This window comes from Streptomyces sp. NPDC036822 (assembly GCF_055609145.1).
The window spans coordinates 1-19,156 of the sequence record NZ_JBVJPY010000016.1; the positions used below are offsets into that span (position 1 = coordinate 1).

Annotated in this window: 16 protein-coding genes and 1 pseudogene; 10 read left to right on the plus strand and 7 right to left on the minus strand. The window is 69.3% G+C overall.

Annotation, left to right across the window (positions count from 1 at the left end; genetic code table 11):
- The first annotated feature begins 523 nt into the window (after positions 1-523).
- Positions 524-1,756, plus strand: coding sequence for an IS110 family RNA-guided transposase (locus ACZ68P_RS28500; RefSeq protein WP_471011166.1), 1,233 nt, complete (start codon positions 524-526; stop codon positions 1,754-1,756).
- Here the strand turns inward: ACZ68P_RS28500 and ACZ68P_RS28505 are convergent.
- The gene (locus ACZ68P_RS28505; protein ID WP_471011168.1) at positions 1,753-2,181 is read right to left on the minus strand and encodes a hypothetical protein; all 429 of its coding nucleotides are present in this window, start codon (positions 2,179-2,181) and stop codon (positions 1,753-1,755) included. The genes ACZ68P_RS28500 and ACZ68P_RS28505 overlap by 4 nt on opposite strands.
- Positions 2,182-2,273: 92 nt before the next feature.
- Between ACZ68P_RS28505 and ACZ68P_RS28510 the strand changes: the two genes are divergently transcribed.
- A complete protein-coding gene (locus ACZ68P_RS28510) occupies positions 2,274-3,008 on the plus strand; it encodes a transposase (protein WP_471011376.1) in 735 nt (244 codons plus the stop codon).
- 63 nt (positions 3,009-3,071) lie between these two features.
- On the opposite strand, the pseudogene ACZ68P_RS28515 reads toward ACZ68P_RS28510, so the two are convergent.
- Positions 3,072-3,429, minus strand: a pseudogene (locus ACZ68P_RS28515) (DUF6009 family protein).
- 141 nt (positions 3,430-3,570) lie between these two features.
- On the opposite strand from ACZ68P_RS28515, the gene ACZ68P_RS28520 reads away from it, so the two are divergent.
- Both ACZ68P_RS28520 and ACZ68P_RS28525 read left to right on the plus strand, forming a co-directional pair.
- Positions 3,571-4,080 (plus strand): hypothetical protein, encoded by a 510-nt coding sequence (locus ACZ68P_RS28520; RefSeq protein ID WP_471011379.1) that lies wholly within the window; start codon positions 3,571-3,573, stop codon positions 4,078-4,080.
- Positions 4,081-4,151: 71 nt separating this feature from the next.
- Positions 4,152-4,910 (plus strand): DUF4253 domain-containing protein, encoded by a 759-nt coding sequence (locus ACZ68P_RS28525; protein WP_471011171.1) that lies wholly within the window; start codon positions 4,152-4,154, stop codon positions 4,908-4,910.
- 1,081 nt (positions 4,911-5,991) lie between these two features.
- Here the strand turns inward: ACZ68P_RS28525 and ACZ68P_RS28530 are convergent.
- From ACZ68P_RS28530 to ACZ68P_RS28540, 3 genes are all read right to left on the minus strand, one after another.
- Positions 5,992-6,645 (minus strand): hypothetical protein, encoded by a 654-nt coding sequence (locus tag ACZ68P_RS28530; RefSeq protein WP_471011173.1) that lies wholly within the window; start codon positions 6,643-6,645, stop codon positions 5,992-5,994.
- Positions 6,618-7,079, minus strand: a complete 462-nt coding sequence (locus ACZ68P_RS28535; RefSeq protein WP_471011176.1) for a hypothetical protein — start codon at positions 7,077-7,079, stop codon at positions 6,618-6,620. Before ACZ68P_RS28535 ends, ACZ68P_RS28530 begins: the two co-directional genes overlap by 28 nt.
- A 212-nt stretch (positions 7,080-7,291) precedes the next feature.
- Positions 7,292-8,305: a LacI family DNA-binding transcriptional regulator gene (locus tag ACZ68P_RS28540; RefSeq protein ID WP_471011178.1), complete on the minus strand. Its 1,014-nt coding sequence runs from the start codon at positions 8,303-8,305 to the stop codon at positions 7,292-7,294.
- A gap of 289 nt (positions 8,306-8,594) precedes the next feature.
- Here ACZ68P_RS28540 and ACZ68P_RS28545 point away from each other — a divergent pair, with 289 nt between their 5' ends.
- The 4 genes from ACZ68P_RS28545 (at position 8,595) to ACZ68P_RS28560 (ending at position 13,447) form a co-directional block, all read left to right on the plus strand.
- Complete coding sequence (locus ACZ68P_RS28545; RefSeq protein ID WP_471011181.1) at positions 8,595-9,905, plus strand: ABC transporter substrate-binding protein; 1,311 nt, start codon at positions 8,595-8,597, stop codon at positions 9,903-9,905.
- A gap of 89 nt (positions 9,906-9,994) precedes the next feature.
- The gene (locus ACZ68P_RS28550) at positions 9,995-10,987 is read left to right on the plus strand and encodes a carbohydrate ABC transporter permease (protein WP_471011183.1); all 993 of its coding nucleotides are present in this window, start codon (positions 9,995-9,997) and stop codon (positions 10,985-10,987) included.
- A gap of 12 nt (positions 10,988-10,999) precedes the next feature.
- Complete coding sequence (locus ACZ68P_RS28555) at positions 11,000-11,923, plus strand: carbohydrate ABC transporter permease (RefSeq protein WP_471011184.1); 924 nt, start codon at positions 11,000-11,002, stop codon at positions 11,921-11,923.
- An 81-nt stretch (positions 11,924-12,004) separates the two neighbouring features.
- Complete coding sequence (locus ACZ68P_RS28560; protein WP_471011185.1) at positions 12,005-13,447, plus strand: GH1 family beta-glucosidase; 1,443 nt, start codon at positions 12,005-12,007, stop codon at positions 13,445-13,447.
- A 112-nt stretch (positions 13,448-13,559) separates the two neighbouring features.
- Here ACZ68P_RS28560 and ACZ68P_RS28565 read toward each other — a convergent pair whose 3' ends face one another.
- Positions 13,560-14,549 carry a Gfo/Idh/MocA family protein gene (locus tag ACZ68P_RS28565; protein WP_471011186.1) on the minus strand — a complete coding sequence of 330 codons (990 nt, stop codon included), beginning with the start codon at positions 14,547-14,549 and terminating at the stop codon, positions 13,560-13,562.
- A gap of 215 nt (positions 14,550-14,764) precedes the next feature.
- On the opposite strand from ACZ68P_RS28565, the gene ACZ68P_RS28570 reads away from it, so the two are divergent.
- Positions 14,765-15,535 carry an isocitrate lyase/PEP mutase family protein gene (locus tag ACZ68P_RS28570; protein WP_471011187.1) on the plus strand — a complete coding sequence of 257 codons (771 nt, stop codon included), beginning with the start codon at positions 14,765-14,767 and terminating at the stop codon, positions 15,533-15,535.
- Between the two features lie 314 nt (positions 15,536-15,849).
- Complete coding sequence (locus tag ACZ68P_RS28575; RefSeq protein ID WP_471011189.1) at positions 15,850-16,089, plus strand: chaplin; 240 nt, start codon at positions 15,850-15,852, stop codon at positions 16,087-16,089.
- A 290-nt stretch (positions 16,090-16,379) separates the two neighbouring features.
- Here the strand turns inward: ACZ68P_RS28575 and ACZ68P_RS28580 are convergent, their stop codons facing one another.
- Positions 16,380-18,839, minus strand: coding sequence for a bifunctional serine/threonine-protein kinase/ABC transporter substrate-binding protein (locus ACZ68P_RS28580; protein ID WP_471011192.1), 2,460 nt, complete (start codon positions 18,837-18,839; stop codon positions 16,380-16,382).
- Between the last annotated feature and the right edge of the window lie 317 nt (positions 18,840-19,156).

Consider the following 19,156-nt stretch of genomic DNA (forward strand, 5'->3'; position numbering starts at 1 on the left):
GGCCCGGTCGCCTGATTTCCATGCTGTGGGCAGGGCCCGGCCGGCAGGCCCGGCAACTGGAATGATCTTGCTGTGGCTGGTGTGATCACGACGTCGGAGCCGTCCTCATCCGGTGATAGCGACAGCCGCGAGGGGGTAGCCCCCCAACGGGCTGTTCGAGCACTGTCCGATGGTCGCGGTGGCGGTCACGTGGGCGCCGGACTGACGCCTTGAGCCGTCCGGGCACTTGATTCCTCTATCCAGAGCGGCGGTGTCCGGCTCCCTCGCGATCGCCATCATCGTCAACACCGCCTGCTTGATCACTCGTTGGTGTTGGTGGTGCGAGCCCGCCGCACGGTGACCTCTCGATATGCCCGAGCCGCTTGAGCTCCAACGCAGACCGGGGCCCGTGGGGTGAGCTGGTGCCACGAACAGCTACTGAGGTGGCGGACCGGCCCTCGCGTCGAGTCCTGGGATTAGGTCGCTGCGTGGTTCCGCATGAGCTCGTGACCAGTACAAACGCACAACAGCACCGGGAGGGGTCTTGATCTACTGCGGCATCGACTGGGCGGAGAAGACACACGATGTCGCCCTCATCGACGACACCGGCCAGCTCGTCGCCAAGCGCCACATCACCGACGACGCCACTGGCTACAAGATCCTGCTGAATTTGCTCACCGAGTACGGCGACAGCGCTGAGGATCCGATCCCAGTCGCGATCGAGACCTCCCGCGGCCTGCTCGTCACCGTGCTGCGGACCGGCAAGCGGCAGGTGTTCGCGATCAACCCGATGGCCGCCACCCGCTACCGCGACCGGCACTCTGTCTCCCGAAAGAAGTCCGACCCTGGCGACGCCCTCGTCCTGGCGAACATCCTTCGCACCGACATGCACGCCCACCGGCCCCTGCCGCAGGACAGCGACCTGGCCCGGGCCGTCGCCGTCCTCGCCCGCGCACAACAAGATGCCACTTGGAACCGGCAGCAGAGTGCCAACCAGCTTCGATCGCTGCTGCGCGAGTACTACCCCTCCGCCATAGCGGCGGCCGATGGCTGGAAGAACGGTCTGTGCCGGCCCGAGGTCCGCGAACTCCTCCGGGCCGCCCCGACACCGACCCGCACAGCCCAACTCACCCGCACTCAACTCCAAGCCGCACTCAAGCGGGCCGGCCGCCAGCGCGGAATCGAGGAAGAAGTAGAACGCCTTCGTGACGTCTTCCGGGCCGAATGGGCGCACCAGCCGCCGCTGGTCGAGGAGGCGCTCGGCAAGCAGATGCTCGCCCTCCTCGTCCAGCTGGATGCCGCCTGCTCTGCTGCCGACCAGCTCGCCGAAGCGGTGGAAGCGGCTTTCCCACAGCACCCGGACGCTGAGATCATCCTCAGCTTCCCCGGCCTCGGCCTCCAGCTCGGCGCCCGGGTGCTCGCCGAGATCGGCGACGACCGCAACCGATTCGCCGACGCCCGCGGCCTGAAGGCCTACGCTGGCTCTTCGCCCGTCACGAGAGCCTCCGGCAAGAGGTCCAGCATCACCCGACGCTGGGTTAAGAACGACCGTCTCAACCACGCCGGCTACCTCTGGGCCTTCTCAGCGATCACAGCCTCACCCGGCGCCAAGACCCACTACCGACACCGCCGGGACCAGGGCGACTGGCACGCAGCCGCCCAGCGGAACCTCTTCAACCGCATGATCGGACAGCTCTACCACTGCCTCCAGCACGGCCGCCGCTACGATGAGGCCGTAGCCTTCCCAGCTGCGCCTGCCTTGGTGGTGGCCGCCTAGCCCGCCTGCGGCGTCGGCGGCCGCACCCACGGAGCGAAGCGCTGACCAGGGGCTACGTCGTCGCGCCAGTACCTCAGAACGGTTTCCTGCACAACCTTGGTTCGTTCCGCCGCGATGAGACAAGAGACTGGCTCCAGCCCGCCCGCGTCCGCCTCAAAGGCTACAAGGACAGGCGGTTCTTCACCGATCTGGCGGGTGACTCTCGCGAGCTCCTCGATCGTCGGCGCGCGGAACACCGGATCGAGAAACTTCGCCGGGCAGCTGACGAGAGTCGGATCGCCGAAGACCAGCTCCAAGCCGTGGTAGTAGGTGAGATCATGCCCGGCCGCCAGCCGTAGCTCAGCAGCGTCCCAAGCGATGACATCCCAGTCCCACCAGGACCCCTCAGGAAGATGGAGGCCCACGTGCCGCCGTTCCGCGTCCACCCTCACCTCACCTCATCCGTTCGAATAGATCAACAGGCTACACACGGACTCAGCGCTGCGAACTTGACTTCTTACACGCCTGAGGTGTCTGGATAGCCCCGTTCTCCGGGCTGAGCCCTCGCGCCTTCGGCAAGTTGGTGACGGTGCTGCGGCGCCAGGGTGCGGACGCGGTCCGCAGGGGCCGGCCGTGGAGCCTTCCGCTGGAGGACCGGGCCCTGCTCGTCGCGGCGTACTGGCGCACGAACCTGACCATGCGCCAGCTCGCCCCGCTGTTCGGAATCTCGAAGTCGGCAGCGGACCGCATCATCGACCACCTCGGGCCGATGCTCGCCCTCCAGCCCCGCAAGCGGTTCGCCAAGGACACCGTGCTCATCGTGGACAGCACCCTTGTGCCCACCCGCGACCACACGATCGCCGAGCGGTCGAAGAACTATCGATACTCCACCGACCACCAAGTCGTCATCGACGCCGACACCCGCCTGGTCGTCGTGGTCGGCCGGCCACTCGCCGGGAACCGCAACGACTGCAGGGCGTGGGAGGAGTCCGGCGCCAAGGCCGCCGTCGGCAAGACCCTCACGATCGCCGACGGCGGCTATCCAAGCACCGGGCTCGTCATCCCTCACCGCAGAGAGCGCGGCCAGACCGAACTTCCAGCCTGGAAGGAGGAACACAACAAGTCCCATCAGCAGGTCCGGGCCCGTGTCGAGCACGTCTTCGCCCGGATGAAGACCTGGAAGATCCTCCGCGACTGCCGCCTCAAAGGAGACGGTGTCCGCCACGCCATGCTCGGCATCGCACAAATGCACAACCTCGCCCTCGCCGGATAAGCCAACGGGCCGCACGGCGGCCCACCACGCCCGAGGCGTCAGAGATCATTCACGGGACAGCCCTTAGGCAACTGGCATGACGGATCCGCGCTGCGATCGGGTGGTCTTGCTGCCTACGCTGCCGGATCGACCGCTTCCCCAGGCGCTCCTGCCCTGTCCAGACCGTCGGGCTCGGCGTCGCGGTCGTGAGGAAGCAGATAGAAGACACGTCTCTTCTGCATACCGGTGTCGGGGTCGGCCTCGGCCTCTTCGCTGAGTTCAGCGAAGCCGATCATGCGTCCGTCACGGTGGTAGCGGGGCTTACCTCGGCGACGCAAAGTCTTGTCAAGGGCCTGGCGGACGTAGTCGAGTTCCTCAAGGTCTTCCAGCCACACCACTTTGTCCTCGTGGGGAGATCGCTCGCCGTCCGTAGCGAACTCATGGCTTGGGTCCCTTGTCGATCCGGGGGGGGCGAGGCGTTGAGTTCTCCCATGTGTGACTGTTCGAACACGTCGGAGCCCGCCGCCGCTGCTTCACACTGGGCTTAGCCTCTTCGCGGAGACGGGGAGGCAGGTTGCTGACGATGCTGTTCGGCGGGCCGCACCAAGCGCAGCCCCCGGACTTCCGGCAGGAGTCGGGCTTCACCGCAACCGCCCGCAACCGCTACCCGAGTCCTATCCGGAAGGCCACCATGAGCTGGGACGTGCTCCTCCTTCGCCTGCCCGACAATGTCACCTCGGTTCGGGAGATCCCCGCCGACTACATCCCGGACCCGCTCGGCCGGCGACACGACGTACTTGCAACTGTCACCCAGGCCGTTCCCGATGTCGATCTATCGGACCCCGCGTGGGGTGAAGTGTCCGGCCTCACGTGGTCCATCGAGCTCAACATCGGCTCAGAAGATCCGGTGGACTCCGTCATGCTTCACATCCGGGGCTCCGGCGACGACGTGCTGACGCCCATCCTCCGTCTTGCCGAGGCCCTGCGGTGCAAGGCGCTCGACTGCGCCGAGGGGGGCCTGATCACTCCGGGCGAGACCTCCGGCTGGCACGCTTTCCAGCAGTTCCGCGATCGAGTGATGGGATCTCAGTGATACCTCCCGGTCATAGCGCCGACATGCACCCCATGCGCCCCGAAACCCGATGGGGCCTTCCGCCTGGTCGGATGGTCACGTCCGATGAGGGCGACGGAGAAGTACAACCCCTCTGGCTCAGTGATGGGCCGGCCACGGCCGAACTGTGGACGCGGATGCACGCCGAACACACAAGTTCCGGCCTGTGGCCGCTGCTGCTCGACTCGCTGGATCCGAGCAACGGCGAATTTCGCCCCTGGGGATCCGGAGAGGTCTTTCCCGAGCTGATGTCCTCCCCGGCGAGCCACGACTCCGCTGGCCTCCTCGCTCGATGGTGGGATACCTACGCAGCGGGCGACGAAGACGACATGCTCGACGCAGACAGGCGCCTCGCCGCCACGGCCCCCTTCGGACAGACCTGGCCCGGTCTCGCGCCCAGACGGGCGACGACAACCAACCCCGATCAACTGGCTGCCCAGTTCGCGCAGACGTTCCTCGTCGACCTCCCTCAGACGCGTCTGGGGCTCGTCGCCGCGCTAACCGGTGCCGAGGCGCTGACGGCCGCGGGCTGGGCCGGGCCCTGCAACTACGACAACGACACCGCGAAGTTCTCCGCGGTCGTCCGCGACTGGGAACACCGCTTCGGCGTCCGTGTCGTCGCGGTCGGCTTCTCCACACTGCACCTCAGCGTCGCCGCGCCACCTGCGGGCGAGCACGAGGCTCTCCTGGTCGCGGCCGAGCACTTCGCTTTCTGCCCGGACAACATCTGGCAGTGCAACAGGCCGGACTCACTCGCCGCGTACGCCGAGCGGATCACCGGTGCCCATCACTGGGATTTCTGGTGGGACTGATCCGTTTCCCAGGAACCCTCACCGATCCCGGGTGAAGCGTCCCTCAAGGCCCTGCACTCCGGTCCTTGCTGCACAGCGGTGTCTTCCCCATGGTGATCTGACCCGTGAGGCTATGGGCATCGATCCGAAGCTGTGAGCATCGGGCAGCGACTCACCTTCGAAGTGATAGCCGTCGACTGGCAGCAGGAGCGCGTCTGGGCTCCGCTTTCCCGCTGGCGCTCCTGGGATCGTCGGCCGGAGGCTCGCCGCCCTCGATGCTGCGCAGGGCGGTCATTTCGAATGCCCCTCATAGAAGGTGCCCGAGGCCGCGACGGCGAGTAACTGGGCGAGGCGCTCCCACTCCGCCCGGCCGCGGACGTCGTCGGCCAGGTCCTCATGCCGGGGTACCTGCCGCGCCCTCTGCCTTGGCTGGGGCGGTACCCCTCGCAGCGAGGAGGAAGTCGAGTTGCTGGCGCACCTTGGAGGGGCCTACGCCGCTACAGGACTCGGTCGGTGCCGCTGCCCGCGACGAGGTGTATCTGGCCTCACCAGGCTGGTCTGCCGTAGTCGCTGCGGCAAACCGGTTAGCCCAGGTGCTGGTGTCCAATGATCACTCGGCGTTGAGCAACCTGCACGACGCCGGCTATCGCTGGCCAGCTCGGCACCGAGCCGGCCGCGTCGGCGGTGACCATTCAAGGAAGAGGCAGCCACGCTCGTCGTAGCGGGTAGCGACGCCTCCGGGAGTTCTTCAGCCTGCTGAAGACCCGCTCGACGGTGGTGATCTCCATGATCGCGAGAGCCACGCTCAACATCGCGTCAACTGGTGCTGGGGTCGCCCTCCGCTCCCGAAGAAGGCGAACCGCGTTCCCGGAGGCAGCAATCAGTACGAAGAGCAGAGCAGTGGCGTAGAGAACCCGCCGCCAGCCTGAGCCGTCAGAGAAGGCGGCTTCCCCTGTGCACCACAGGGCTACGAACAGCCACCATCCGTAGGCTCGCCAGTTGAGGCGTCGCTGTTCGACCACTGTCACGTCGCTCTCCGCTGGATTTTTGCTCAGGTCCTGTGGACCGCCACTCATCGAATCATGCGCTAACGAAGTCGTGCTCAGGCCCCATCGTGGTCTGCCGCTGCGGCCCAGCGCCGGATGTGTGGGTCAGGGTGGGCTCGGGCGAATGCGAGCATGTTTTCAAGCAGTTTGTACAGCGATGGCGGGTATGCCTCGCGGGAGGTAGGCAGGCCCAGCAGGACCCGGTGGCGCATCTGCAGGTCGGTGGCTTCGGCGAACACCTCCATGGAGGCCTCCAGCCAGGCGACCTTGATGTCCTGTGCTTCGTCCAGAGCGAGATCACGTACCCCGTCGGGCCCGTACGCGGGGGAACGGTCTGCGTGCAAGGGGACATGGGCGCAGTACCAGGCCCGCACGGCACCCGCCCGCTCGGCTTCCGTGCCGACCCGTAGGTATTCGACCAGTGCTGCCATCACGCGGCGGCGTCCGAACGCGTAGACCGCCGGCTCGACGAACCAGCGGCAGAAGCTGGGATCCGGGTCGTAAACGGCTGCAGCCATCAGCGGGGCGAACAGCTCCTCGGGCAGACTCGCGCGTTCGAGCAGGGGCTTGCGCACCACATGAGCGAGGTGGCGGGCAGGCCGGTCGTTCGGCTCCATGGTGACGGCTTCGACGCCCAACAGCCGAGCCACCTCGGTCACACACGTCAGGAATGAACGCGGTTCTATGCTGCTCTGCTCATCTTCGGCCACGACAGCATTCTGGACTGGCCACGTCGAAAGGCACCGAACCGGTGGCGGCTGGCCTTCGCACGGAAGGGCACTAGCTCAGCCTCGTCTTCGGCGGACAGGGTGAGCAGCTCGATCGCGTCGGCGAAGTGCGGGTCTGACAAGCCCTGGAGCTGGATGGGCAGGCCGGAGCCGGGCAGGACGATGCTGTCATCCGGTCCCCCACGGTGCAGGGTCCAGACCTCTTCCAAGGCGAGGTAGCCGGTCGCGCTCGAGGTCACCACCGCGCCGACGACCCGCGGCTCGGCCGTGATCAGGCCGAACAGCGCCTGGGTCTCGGTGCCTTGCGGCAGGTCGGCGGCGAGGAGGATGTGGGGCGTCCAGGAGCCGCCGACGCCTTCCTGCAGGCGGGCCGTGCGGAGGGTGGGTGCGCCGAGCGCGGCCAGGCCCGGTTCCACGGTCCGTACTCGGCGGAAACGTCACGCCAACGGAGCACCGGTCCGGAGCCGGAACCGTACGCTGTCGACCAGTTGCCGAAGGGGGCCAGCATCGCCTACCGCTCCTCCGTGGTACTCACCGAATCATGACCCGTGATCATTCATCGCACTTTCGGCACGACCCGGGAAGGTCTCGACGCCCCCCTTCCAGCACCCTCCCGCCACAGTAGGCGTCACGACGACTCGCGCACGATCAGCTCCGTCGGCAGCGTCACCTGCTGCCGTTCCGCGCCGTGCCGGGTGATGTCGGTCAGGATCCGGGCCATCGTCCGCCCCACCTCCTCGACCGGCTGACGCACCGTGGTCAGCGGCGGGTGCGCGTGGCGGGCGAGGATGGAGTCCTCGAAACCGACGACGGCGACATCGCGCGGCACCCGCCGGCCCTGGAGGCGGAGTTCGGCCAAGGCGCCGACGGCCATGAGGTCCGACGCGGCGAAGACGGCGTCGAGGTCCGGTGCGCGTTCAAGAAGCGAACGCATCGCGCGACGGCCTCCCTCCTCGGTGAAGTCGCCGCCCTCCACGAGGAGTTCGTCGGCCGGCACGCCCGCCCGGCGGTGGGCGTCGCGCCAGCCGGCCAGGCGGCTGCGGCCGACGTCCATGTCGAGCGTCCCGGTGATCGTGGCGATGCGGCGGCGGCCGGTGTCCAGCAGGTGTCGGACGGCCGCGGCGGCGCCTCCCGCGTTGTCGGAGTCGACGTAGCTCAGCTCTTCGCCCTCGCCCCGGCGGCCGGCCAGCACGGTGGGCAACCCCGTCTCCTCCAGCATGCCGGGCAGAGGGTCGTCCGCGTGGACCGAGACCAGCAGCACACCGTCGACCCGGCGGGTGGTCACCGAAGCGAGCATCTGGTCCCGCTCGGACCGGTCGCGGACCAGTGTCAGCTGCAGTTGGGTCCGGGTGTCGGCGAGCGCCGCGCTCACGCCGCGGATCAAGGCGGCGAAGAAAGGCTCCGAGCCGAGCCGGCTCTCGGACTCCGGGATCACGAGGGCCACCGAGTCGGTGCGACTGGTCACCAGCCCTCGGGCCACGGAGTTCGGGACGTAGTTCAGTTCCTTGATCGCCGCGAGGACGCGCTCCCGGGCCTCCGGGCTCACGAGATCCGAGCCGTTGACCACGCGGGACACCGTGGTCCGCCCGACCCCGGCACGAGCGGCGACGGTTTTGATCGTGGGCCGGCGGTTCCCTGTCATGTGCTCCTCCGAGCGGCTACCGCCGCAACGCGGCGGACGTGACCAGCGGCAATTGTGGCAGACGGACCGGCGCCGCCATCACCCTCCGCTGCCATGAAACGAACACCGGACGCCCGGTTCCGTCGCGAATTGTTTACAAGCCATTGACACGAGGGGCTCGGCACCACGAGTCTTCGATCCATCGGTGGGCACGTTCCCACCCGCGATGGGCACGTTCCCACCAGAGAGACGCCGTCCCCACGCCACACCGCCACCCCGGCGCGCCAGCGCCGTCACGAGGAGGAAAGTCATGAGCACTGCTCGCAGGACACCGCGCACCAGGGCGGTCGCGGTCACCGCCGCCGTCGGCGCGCTCGCGCTCGTCGTCGGCTGTGGAGCCGGTGACGAGTCGGCGACGGGCGGCGGCAAGAAGGACGGCAAGGTCACCATCACCATGGGGATGTACGGGGTGATGGGCTTCAAGGAGACGGGGCTTCTGGAGCAGTACGAGAAGGAGAACCCGAACGTCGACATCAAGGCCGAGATAGCCGGTGACGAGCAGACCTACTACACCGCCCTGCAGACGCGGCTGGCCGGAGGCAAGGGTCTGAAGGACATCCAGGGCATCGAGATCGGCCGGGCCAAGGAGATCGTCGACACCCAGGCCGACAAGTTCGCGGACTTCGCCGGCCTCAGCGGCACCGACCACTTCCTTCCCTGGAAGCAGTCCCAGATCACCACCGCCGACGGCAAGGTGCTCGGTCTCGGCACCGACATCGGCCCGATGGCCGTCTGCTACCGCAAGGACCACTTCGAGAAGGCCGGTCTGCCCACCGACCGCGAGGAGGTCGCCAAGCTGTGGCAGGGCGACTGGAAGAAGTACGTGGAGGTCGGCCGTACCTTCAAGAAGGGCTTCAAGGGTGACGGCGTGGCCTTCATGGACGCGGCCAGCGGCCTGTTCAACGCCATGGTCTACGGCCACTCCGAGCAGTACTACGACGCCAAGGGTGACCTGATCTACGACAAGAACCCCGTCGTCAAGGAAGCCTGGAACCTGGCCGCCGACGCCGCCGAGGCACAACTGACCGCGAAGCTGCGGCAGTTCCAGCCTGGTTGGGACCCGGGTCTGGCCAACGGCACCTTCGCCACGACCGTCTGCCCGGCCTGGATGCTCGGCCACATCGGTGAGAAGGCGGGCCCTGCCAACAAGGGCAAGTGGGATGTCGCCAAGGCACCCAAGGGCGCCAACTGGGGCGGGTCCTTCCTCGGCGTGGTGAAGCAGAGCCCGGTGCAGGAAGAGGCCAAGAAGCTCGTCGCCTGGCTGACCGCCCCCGAACAGCAGGCGCACATCTTCCAGAAGCAGGGCAGCGTCCCGTCCTCGCAGAAGGCGCTGGAGTCCGCCGAGGTGCGGAACGGCACCTCCGAGTACTTCGACAACGCCCCGATCGGCCAGATCTTCGGTGCCGCCGCGCGGGAGATCCCGGACAGGCAGGTCCTGGGCCGCAAGGACGGCACGATCAAGGACACCTTCTCCCAGGGGCTGACCCTGGTCGAGCAGGGCACCTCGCGGGACAAGGCCTGGCAGACCACCGCGCAGCGCATCGAGAAGGCCGTCGGCTGACCGTCGCCCTCCGGCCGCCCGGACCCGCCCGCACCACACCGGCGGGCCCGGGCAGCGGCTCACATCTCTGCTCTCAGGAAGGAACTCCGGTGGCCACCTCCACCACCAAGGCCCAGGCCGGCCAGGAGCGTCGAGGACCGTCCCGCACGCCGGGCGGCGACGCGGGCCGGCGGCGGGGCGCGCTGCTCCACCGGCTGGACGTCAAGGGCGCACCGTACGCGTTCGTCGCCCCGTTCTTCGTCGTGTTCGCCGCGTTCAGCTTCTACCCCCTCGTCTACACCTCCTGGATCTCCCTGCACCGGGTGGAGCTGGCCACTCTCGACGTCATGGAGTGGGTGCGGTTCGACAACTACGTCGAACTCTGGAGCGACCCCCGGTTCTGGAACGCCCTGGCCAACACCGTCACCATCGGCGTCATCTCCACGGTGCCGCAGCTGCTGATGGCGCTCGGTCTGGCCCACCTGCTCAACTACAAGATGCGCGGCTCGCTCTTCTTCCGCATCGCCTCGCTCGTCCCCTACGCCACCTCGGTCGGTGCCGCCGCCCTCGTGTTCACCATGCTCTTCGAACGCGACTTCGGCATGATCAACTGGGCGCTCGGACTCGTCGGCCTGGACCCGGTGGACTGGGAGGCGGACAAGTGGCCCGCCCAGGTCGCGATCTCCACCATCGTCATCTGGCGGTGGACCGGATACAACGCGCTGCTCTACCTCGCCGCCATGCAGGCCATCCCCGCCGAGCGCTACGAGGCCGCCGCCATCGACGGGGCGTCCCGCTGGAAGCAGTTCACCCACGTCACCGTGCCCGGAATCCGCTCCACCATCGTCTTCACCATCGTCCTCTCCACCATCGGCGCCACGCAGCTGTTCGGCGAACCGCTGATCTTCGGACAGGGCCCCAACGGAGTCACGGGCGGCGCGGACAACCAGTACCAGACCCTCGGTCTGCTGCTCTATGAGGAGGGCTGGAAGAACTACCAGATGGGCCGCTCGGCGACCGTCGCCTGGGCGATGTTCCTGCTGCTCGTCCTCGTCTTCGTGGCACAGCGCCTCATCCAGCGCCTGCGTTCCCGCGCGTCCTGACCAGGAGTCCCCATGACCACACAGAGCCTCCCGGTCCGGACGGACCCCCCGGCCCGGACCACCCCGAAAAAGCCCGCCGCCCGCGCCCGCCGCCGGATGCTCGGCCCGCGGGCCGGCCGCCAGCACCACGCGGGCCCCCTCGCCTACGTCCTGCTCTCGATCACGGCCGTCGTGTCGATCTTCCCGCTGTACTGGACGTTGGTGGCCGCCTCGACCGACAACACCCGTGTCAGCCAGACGCCGCCACCGCTCCTGCCCGGCCCGAACCTCTTCGGCAACCTCGCCCGCGCCTGGGACGAGGCGGCGATGGGGAAGGCCATGGTCAACAGCCTGATCGTGGCCGGTGTCATCGCTCTGTCCACGGTCATGTTCGCGACGCTGGCCGGGTTCGCCTTCGCCAAGCTGCGCTTCAAGGGCCGCAACGTCCTGCTCATGCTCGTGATCGGCACCATGATGGTGCCGCCCCAGCTCGGTGTCGTCCCGCTGTTCATGATGATGTCCGAGCTCGGCTGGTCGCAGGAACTACCCGCCGTCATCTTCCCGACCCTGGTGAGCGCGGTCGGCGTCTTCTTCATGCGGCAATACCTGTCGGAAGCACTGCCGGACGAACTGGTCGAGGCCGCCCGCGTGGACGGCGCACACTCCCTGCGCATCTTCTGGAGCATCGTGCTGCCCGTGGCGCGGCCCGCGATGGCGGTCCTCTTCATGATCACGTTCGTGCACGCCTGGAACGACTTCTTCTGGCCCTTCGTGGTGCTCGACATGACCAATCCGACCGTCCCTGTCGCCCTCACCCAGCTCAGCGCCGGATACGTCCGCGACCAGTCCCTGATCATGGCGGGCGCTCTGCTCGGCACGCTTCCGCTGCTGGCGATGTTCATCGTCTTCGGACGGCAGATCGTCAGCGGCATCATGGCCGGCGCCGTCAAGGGCTGACCCGCCGCATCGACCGGCCGGCCCCGCTCGCCGGCGCCCGGCCGCCCCTCATCCCGAACACCCCACCGTGAAAGGACCTACGTGGTCACCGCAGCCCACCAGCCGACCGTTTCCACCCCTGACCATTCCCGCACCTTCCCCGACGGCTTCCTCTGGGGCTCCGCGACGGCCTCGTACCAGATCGAGGGGGCCGCCGCGGAGGACGGTCGCACGCCGTCCATCTGGGACACCTACGCCCGCACGCCGGGCCGTGTCCGCAACGGCGACACCGGTGACACGGCCACCGATCACTACCACCGCTGGCGCGAGGACGTCGCTCTCATGGCCGACCTCGGCATCGGGGCCTACCGCTTCTCCCTCGCCTGGCCACGGATCCAGCCCACCGGGCGCGGCCCGGCCGTGCAGAAGGGCCTCGACTTCTACCGGCGTCTCGTCGACGAACTCCTGGGCAAGGGCATCCAGCCGGTCGCCACCCTCTACCACTGGGACCTGCCACAGGAGCTGGAGGACGCCGGCGGCTGGCCGGAACGCGCCACCGCCGAGCGGTTCGCCGACTACGCCGCCCTGGCCGCCGACGCGCTGGGGGACCGGGTGAGCACCTGGACCACCCTCAACGAGCCCTGGTGCAGCGCCTTCCTCGGCTACGGCTCCGGCGTGCACGCCCCCGGCCGGACCGACCCGGTCGCCGCGCTGCGCGCCGCCCATCACCTCAACCTGGCCCACGGCCTGGCCGTCCAGGCGGTGCGGGACCGGACCCCCGCCGGCACCCGGTGCTCGGTCACGCTCAACATCCACCACGTCCGCCCGCTGACCGGCGAGGACGCCGACGCCGACGCGGTCCGCCGTATCGACGCGCTGGCGAACCGGGTCTTCACCGGACCGATGCTGCAAGGCGCCTACCCGGAGGACCTCCTCAAGGACACCGCGGCGCTGACCGACTGGTCCTTCGTCCACGACACCGACCTCCGGCAGATCCACCAGCCCCTGGACTTCCTCGGGGTCAACTACTACACACCCACTCTCGTCTCCCGGGCCGACGGCAGCGGCACCCACACCTCGGACGGCCACGGCAGGAGCGCCCACAGCCCGTGGCCCGGCGCCGATCAGGTCGCCTTCCACCAGCCCCCCGGCGACACGACGGCCATGGGCTGGGCCATCGACCCCAGCGGCCTGTACGACCTCCTGCGCCGACTGGACTCCAACTTCCCCGGCCTGCCGCTCGTCATCACCGAGAACGGCGCCGCCTTCGACGACTACGCCGACCCCTCGGGCCAGGTCAACGACCCCGCCCGCATCGCCTACCTGCACGGCCACCTGGCCGCCGTCCACCAGGCCATCGCGGACGGCGCGGACGTACGGGGCTACTTCCTCTGGTCACTCCTGGACAACTTCGAGTGGGCACACGGATACAGCAAGCGTTTCGGCGCGGTCTACGTCGACTATCCGACCGGCGCCCGCATCCCCAAGGCCAGCGCCCGCTGGTACTCCCAGGTGGCCCGCACCGGCGTCCTGCCCGGCGCCTGACCGGACCTGGTGGGGCGCCTGCGCACCTCCCCGCGCCGGTGCCGCGCCACACGAGCCTGCCCCCGCCGCCCCCTCACCCGGGGCGCGGGGGCAGGCTCGCCTGTTTCGCCGCTCACTCCCCCGGGTAGCGCACGCCGATCCGAGCACGCACCGCGTCCAGGGTGCCCATGACCGCGAGGGTGCCGGCCTGCGGCACCAGCGGCGACTCGGTCAGTCCCGATCTCAGGCACCGCATCACCTCCCGTGCCTGGTGGCCGTAACCGTTGCCCTGCTGCGGCGTCGCGGCGTACGTCTGCGGCTCGTGTCCGTCACGGTGCAGCACGAAGGCGGACGGGTTGTAGAAGTCGGCCGGAATCTCGACACGTCCGCGCGTGCCGTACACCACCGCCCTGCGCTCGTCGTCGGCGAGCAGGGAACACGACAGCACGGCCATGGCCCCGCCGGCGTATCCGAGCAGGATGCCGGTCTGCTCGTCGACGCCCTGCGGCGACAGCCGCGCGTGGGCCGTGACCGACTCCGGGGCGCCCAGAAGCAGATGCGCGAAGGACACCGGATAGGTGCCCAGATCCAGCAGTGCGCCGCCACCGGCGGCGGGGTCCCAGAGCCGGTGCTCCGGCGGTGCCGACACCCGCGCCCCGAAGTGGGCGTGCACCGCGCGGATCTCACCGATGGCGCCGTCGGAGGCCAGTTCCGCGACCCGGCGCACCAGCGGGTTCACGTACGTCCACATCGCCTCCATCAGGAACAGCTCCTGCTTGGCGGCGAGTTCGGTGACGAGACGGGCCTGGTGGCCGCTCAGCGCGAACGGCTTCTCGCACAGCACCGGCTTGCCCGCCTCCAGGCAGGCCGTCGCGGCCGCCACATGGTGTGCGTGCGGCGTGGCGACGTAGACCACGTCGACCTCGGGGTCGGCCGCCAGCTCGTGCCAACTTCCGTACGCCCGAGGTATGCCGAACCGCTGCGCGAACCGCTGCGCGCCTGCCTCCGAACGCGACCCGACGGCGGCCACGTGGGCGTCCGGCTCACGCAGCAGGTCCTCGGTGAAGGCGGCCGCCATGCCGCCGGTGGCCAGAATTCCCCAGCGGATGGTCCGCTCGCTCATGACAACTCCTGTTCGGGACACGACGAAGGTCTCGGTCGCACTCTATGGGTACGTTCCCACCCGTGGCCACGGTGTCTTGAAGACGGCGCCGTCGGCCGCGGCCCCGTCGCGGCGGAGCGGGGAGCGGCTCGCGCAGCCGCGCACAACTTCCCTTCAACAGGCGGCGCCCCGCCGGCCCGTTGGGTCTGTGGCGATCCGGGGGTAACGTCCTCGCCATGGACTTTCGCACCACCGTTGAGCGCGCTCAACGCCTCAAGCAGTTGCACACCGAGTACAAGCCGCTCGTACTGCCGACCGTGTGGGACGTCTGGTCCGCGCGGACGGCCGCCGACGCCGGATTCCCCGCGCTGACGGTCGGCAGTCATCCGCTTGCCGGCTCGCGTGGGGCAGCCGACCAAGAGGGGCAGACCTTCGAGGAGGTACTCGCCGCCGTCAGGCCGATCATCGCGGCGGTCGACGTCCCCGTGTCCGTGGACCTGGAGGCCGGGTACGGTCAGGAGCCCGCGGATCTCGTGGCCGGACTCACCGAGGTCGGCGGCGTCGGACTCAACATCGAGGACACCGTCCACTCGGACGGCGGACGCGTGCGCGGTACGCAGGAGCATGCGGGATACATCGCCGGCCTGCGCGCGGCGGCTGACGACGCGGGGATCCCGGTCTGGGTCAATGGGCGCACCGACCTCTTCCTGCACGCTGCGGACCCCTCCGACGTCCTCGACGAGGCCGTCGAGCGACTGCGGGCCATGGAGCAGGCCGGCGCGGACAGTGTCTATCCGGTGCGCATTCAGGACGACGACCATCTGCTGACGGCGGTGACCGGCGCCGTCTCCATCCCCGTGAACACCACAGCCCATCCCGTCAAACACGATCTCGAGCGTTTCCGCCGCCTCGGCGTCGGCCGGGTCACCTACGGCCCGCTGCTGCAACTCGCAATGGCCGATGCGATGAAGGGCGTGCTCGGGCAGTGGCTGCCCTCAGCCCGATAGAGGCGGCCAGAGGCGCTGGTCGCCCTTCGTGTGGAGCATCCGGCAGCCCGGAGGGTGTCGCCTTCGCCGCGGTGGCACTCACCACCTGGATGCTCTCGGCCGGGTACGGCGATGACTCAAGGGTCTCGGTCGTCTGACTGCGGTGAGGGCATATGGCCACGCTGCAGGGTCCGCCGGGGATCGCTCCTTCGAGTGAACGGGGCCCCTCCTCCAAGCCGCGCCACCGATACCGCCGAATCACGTGCGCAGGCCTCGACGAGGCCGGTGTCGGCGTTCAATGCGCCGGTGACCAAGTGAACGAGGAGCAGTCAGTGATGTCTCGTGTGTGGATGAGCGCCGGTCTGGCCGTGGCGGCGGGAGCGGCGGTGGTGGGTGGAGCATCGGCCGCCTCGGCGGACAGCTGGTCCGAGGGCGCGGCGGCCTACTCCCCGGGACTGGGCTCGGGGAATGTGATTCAGGTTCCCGTGCACGTTCCGGTCAACGCCTGTGGCAACACGGTGTCGGTCATCGGACTGCTGAACCCCGCGTTCGGCAACGTCTGCGTGAACCGTTGAAGGTGAAGGACATCGGCTGCCTCCGCTGATATGCGGGAGCGGAAGGCAGCCGGCCGGCCCGCATGACGAGTCCTGTCCTGGCAGCGACGGGCGAGCCGAGGGTGTGTCCGCGGGCCGGAGCGGGGCGGGAGGCGACAGCGGCCTCCCGCCCCGCCTGCAGATGCGTCGGACGCAGGCTGCCGCGTGGGAGCGGGTTCGACGCCGATCGCACGCCCGGGTAGGGGACGGCCCGCAGAAGCGGCTGTGTCCGCGCGTGTCCCCTAGCGCGAGCGCTCCTCCGTCGGGGCACGTCAGGACACGCTGGGGCCGCTCGTGACGGTGGACCAGTTGCCGTCCCGTACCGCGTAGACCGTCAGTCGGCGGTGGACCGCGTCGCCGTGGTCGTCGAAGGCCACGCGGCCCGTGACGCCGTCGAACTGCAGGCCGGCCACCGCCTGCGGCAGCTTCGCCCGGGCGTCCTGGGGAAGCGTGCCTCCGTTGGCCCTCACGACGGTCTTCACCGCCTCGATGACGGCCCAGGCCGCGTCGTACGCGTAGGGCCCGTACGGCCCGGCCTCGTCGGGGTAGCCCGCGTCCCGGTACTGGGCGAGGAACGCCTCTCCTCCCGCCAGGCTCTCGGCGGGCGCACCGACGTTGGTGGCGAGGTCGCCCTCGCCCTCCGGGTTGTCCGTGAGGTACTGCTGGTCGAAGATGCCGTCGGCGCCCATGAGGGGGATGCGCGCGCCCGCCTGCTTGAGCTGCCGGGAGAGCGGTCCCCCGATGGTGTAGTCGCCGCCGAAGTACACGGCTTCCGCACCGGAGGCCCTGACCTTCCCGGCCAGTGTGGAGAAGTCGCTCTCCCCGGACTCGACCCGGTCCGTGCCCACGACGGTTCCGCCGAGTTCGGTGAACTCGGTGGTGAACCCGGAGGTGAGGCTGGCGCCGTAGGCGGTGCCGTCGTCGATGACGTAGAGCTTCGTCTTCTTGGCGTCTCGGTGGAGGTGGCGGGCGGCGAACGGGCCCTGGTCGGTCTCCGGCGCGACGGTACGGAAGTAGTTCCTGTGCGGCCGGGACGTGACGCCCTCGGCCCAGCGGGGGCCCAGCGTCAGCGCCGGGTTGGTGTTGGCAGGTGACACGGTGACCAGGTTCGCCTGAGCGAGCGGTTCCATCATGGTCTGGGCGACGGCGGAGTTGAGTGGTCCGACGACGCCCAGCACCTTCTTGTCGGCCACGAACTTCGTGGCATTCAGCGAACCGTTGGCGGGAAGGGCCTCGTCGTCCAGTGCCTGGATCGTGAAGTTCACGCCGGGTACGTGCCGGGTCCGGTTGGCGGTCTTGGCCGCCAGGTCGGCCGAGTTCTTGATGCCGACGCCCAGGGGGGACAGGCTGCCGCTCAGCGGTGCGTCCACTCCGATCACCACGGTGACGGGGGCAGCGGTCGAACCGCCGCCGGTCTTGTCGCCGTCGCCGGGCTGCTCGTCGTGGTTGAGGGTCCAGGTCAGCACGGAGGCGGCGGCGAGCGTGGACACCGCCACTCCGAGGACGGCGGAGCGCCGCGTGAGGAGCCGTCGCCGGGCGGCCTTCTCCCCGGCCCGCCCGTCCTGGTCCCCTCCCCCGAGCCGCACCGTGGCCTCGGCCGGTGGCACGGGCGGCGTGGTCGGCCGGTCCGGTACGGGCCCACCGGTCCCGTCGTCGGGGCCGTTCGCCGAGTCCCGAACCGTGGGTGTGGGCAGGCTCGGCGGGGTTGGTGGCGGCACCTCCCGCTCCGCGGGAGTGGGGGCGTGCTCCGTCGCGGTGTCCGGGACGGATGACGCCGGTACGGACCGCGGTGCCGGTACGGGATCGGGTACGAGTGCGGAATCGCGTACGGGCTCGGCGTCGGGATCGGGAAGGCCCCCGGGCCGCGGATCGGGCACGGCCTCCCCCGTCACCTCCGCCCGGGACCGCAGCGAGCGCAGTGCCGACGCCAGCAGCGCGGCGGCCTCGTCCGCTCCGGGCCGGTGCGCCGGGTCCTTGGTGAGGAGCGCGTCGAGCACCGCGGCCAACGGGCCGGCGTGGGTCGGCGGACGGTGTGGGCGGGTGAAGACGGCCACCGCGAGGGCGTGGAGCCCCTCGGCGTCGAAGGGAGGCTGACCCTCGACGGCGTGGTAGAGGGTGGCGCCGAGCGCCCACAGGTCGTTGGCGGGGGTCGGTCGCTTGCCTTCCAACTGCTCCGGCGGCATGTACTGCGGGGTGCCGATGACGATGCCGCTGTGGCTGAGCTTGGTCGTGGCGTCCGCGAGGTGGGCGATGCCGAAGTCGGTGAGGACGACACGGTCCTTGGTCAGGAGCACGTTGTCCGGCTTGATGTCGCGGTGGACGATCCGCGCGGCGTGCGCCTCGGCGAGCGCGTCGAGCATGGCGGAGCCGATCTCCGCGACCCGCAGCGCGGGCAGCCGGCCCTGCCGGCGGACGGCCGCGGCGAGGGACTCCCCCCGGATCAACTCCATGACGATCACGGGGGCGCCCTGGTGCTCCACGACATCGTGGATCGTGATGATCCCCGGATGGCTGAGAGTGACCGCCGCACGGGCCTCGCCGGTGAAGCGGCGGAGCAGGGTGGCGCGGTTGTCGTCGTCCAGCCCCACGGGGAAGACGATCTCCTTGATGGCGACCTCGCGTCCGAAGAGCTGCTGGTCGACGCCCCGCCACACCCGGCCCATACCGCCCTGGCCGATACGTTCGACCAGCCGGTACCGGCCCGCGATGAGTTCTGCGTTGTACTCCGTCACGCGCACACCATAGGTCCCGGTAGGCCGGTCAGGTGACAGAACCACCCCCGTCTACGGCCGTACGGCGTCGAGCACGTCAAGACGCGGGATCCGTCCACACAGGCTTGACCGACGAACCCGCGGCGACGTAGCTTCGGGCGCACCGATTCGCGAGCTGCTGGAAGGAGGCGGATTCGGATGTCGACGCTCTCCGTACCCTGCCGCCTCTCCCACCAGACCGCCTGGGTTCCGGGTCTCGTAGCACACGGCTGCTGACCAGCCCTCCTCCGGCGTGCCCTCGTGCGGCCCCGGCACCTTCCCCATCACTGTCACCGCCT

Coding starts and splice junctions, on each gene's coding strand:
- ACZ68P_RS28565 (WP_471011186.1), bottom strand. CDS start 14,549: ATGAGCGAGCGGACCATCCGCTGGGGAATTCTGGCCACCGGCGGCATG.
- ACZ68P_RS28570 (WP_471011187.1), top strand. CDS start 14,765: ATGGACTTTCGCACCACCGTTGAGCGCGCTCAACGCCTCAAGCAGTTG.
- ACZ68P_RS28545 (WP_471011181.1), top strand. CDS start 8,595: ATGAGCACTGCTCGCAGGACACCGCGCACCAGGGCGGTCGCGGTCACC.
- ACZ68P_RS28540 (WP_471011178.1), bottom strand. CDS start 8,305: ATGACAGGGAACCGCCGGCCCACGATCAAAACCGTCGCCGCTCGTGCC.
- ACZ68P_RS28525 (WP_471011171.1), top strand. CDS start 4,152: ATGGTCACGTCCGATGAGGGCGACGGAGAAGTACAACCCCTCTGGCTC.
- ACZ68P_RS28555 (WP_471011184.1), top strand. CDS start 11,000: ATGACCACACAGAGCCTCCCGGTCCGGACGGACCCCCCGGCCCGGACC.
- ACZ68P_RS28575 (WP_471011189.1), top strand. CDS start 15,850: ATGTCTCGTGTGTGGATGAGCGCCGGTCTGGCCGTGGCGGCGGGAGCG.
- ACZ68P_RS28520 (WP_471011379.1), top strand. CDS start 3,571: ATGCTGTTCGGCGGGCCGCACCAAGCGCAGCCCCCGGACTTCCGGCAG.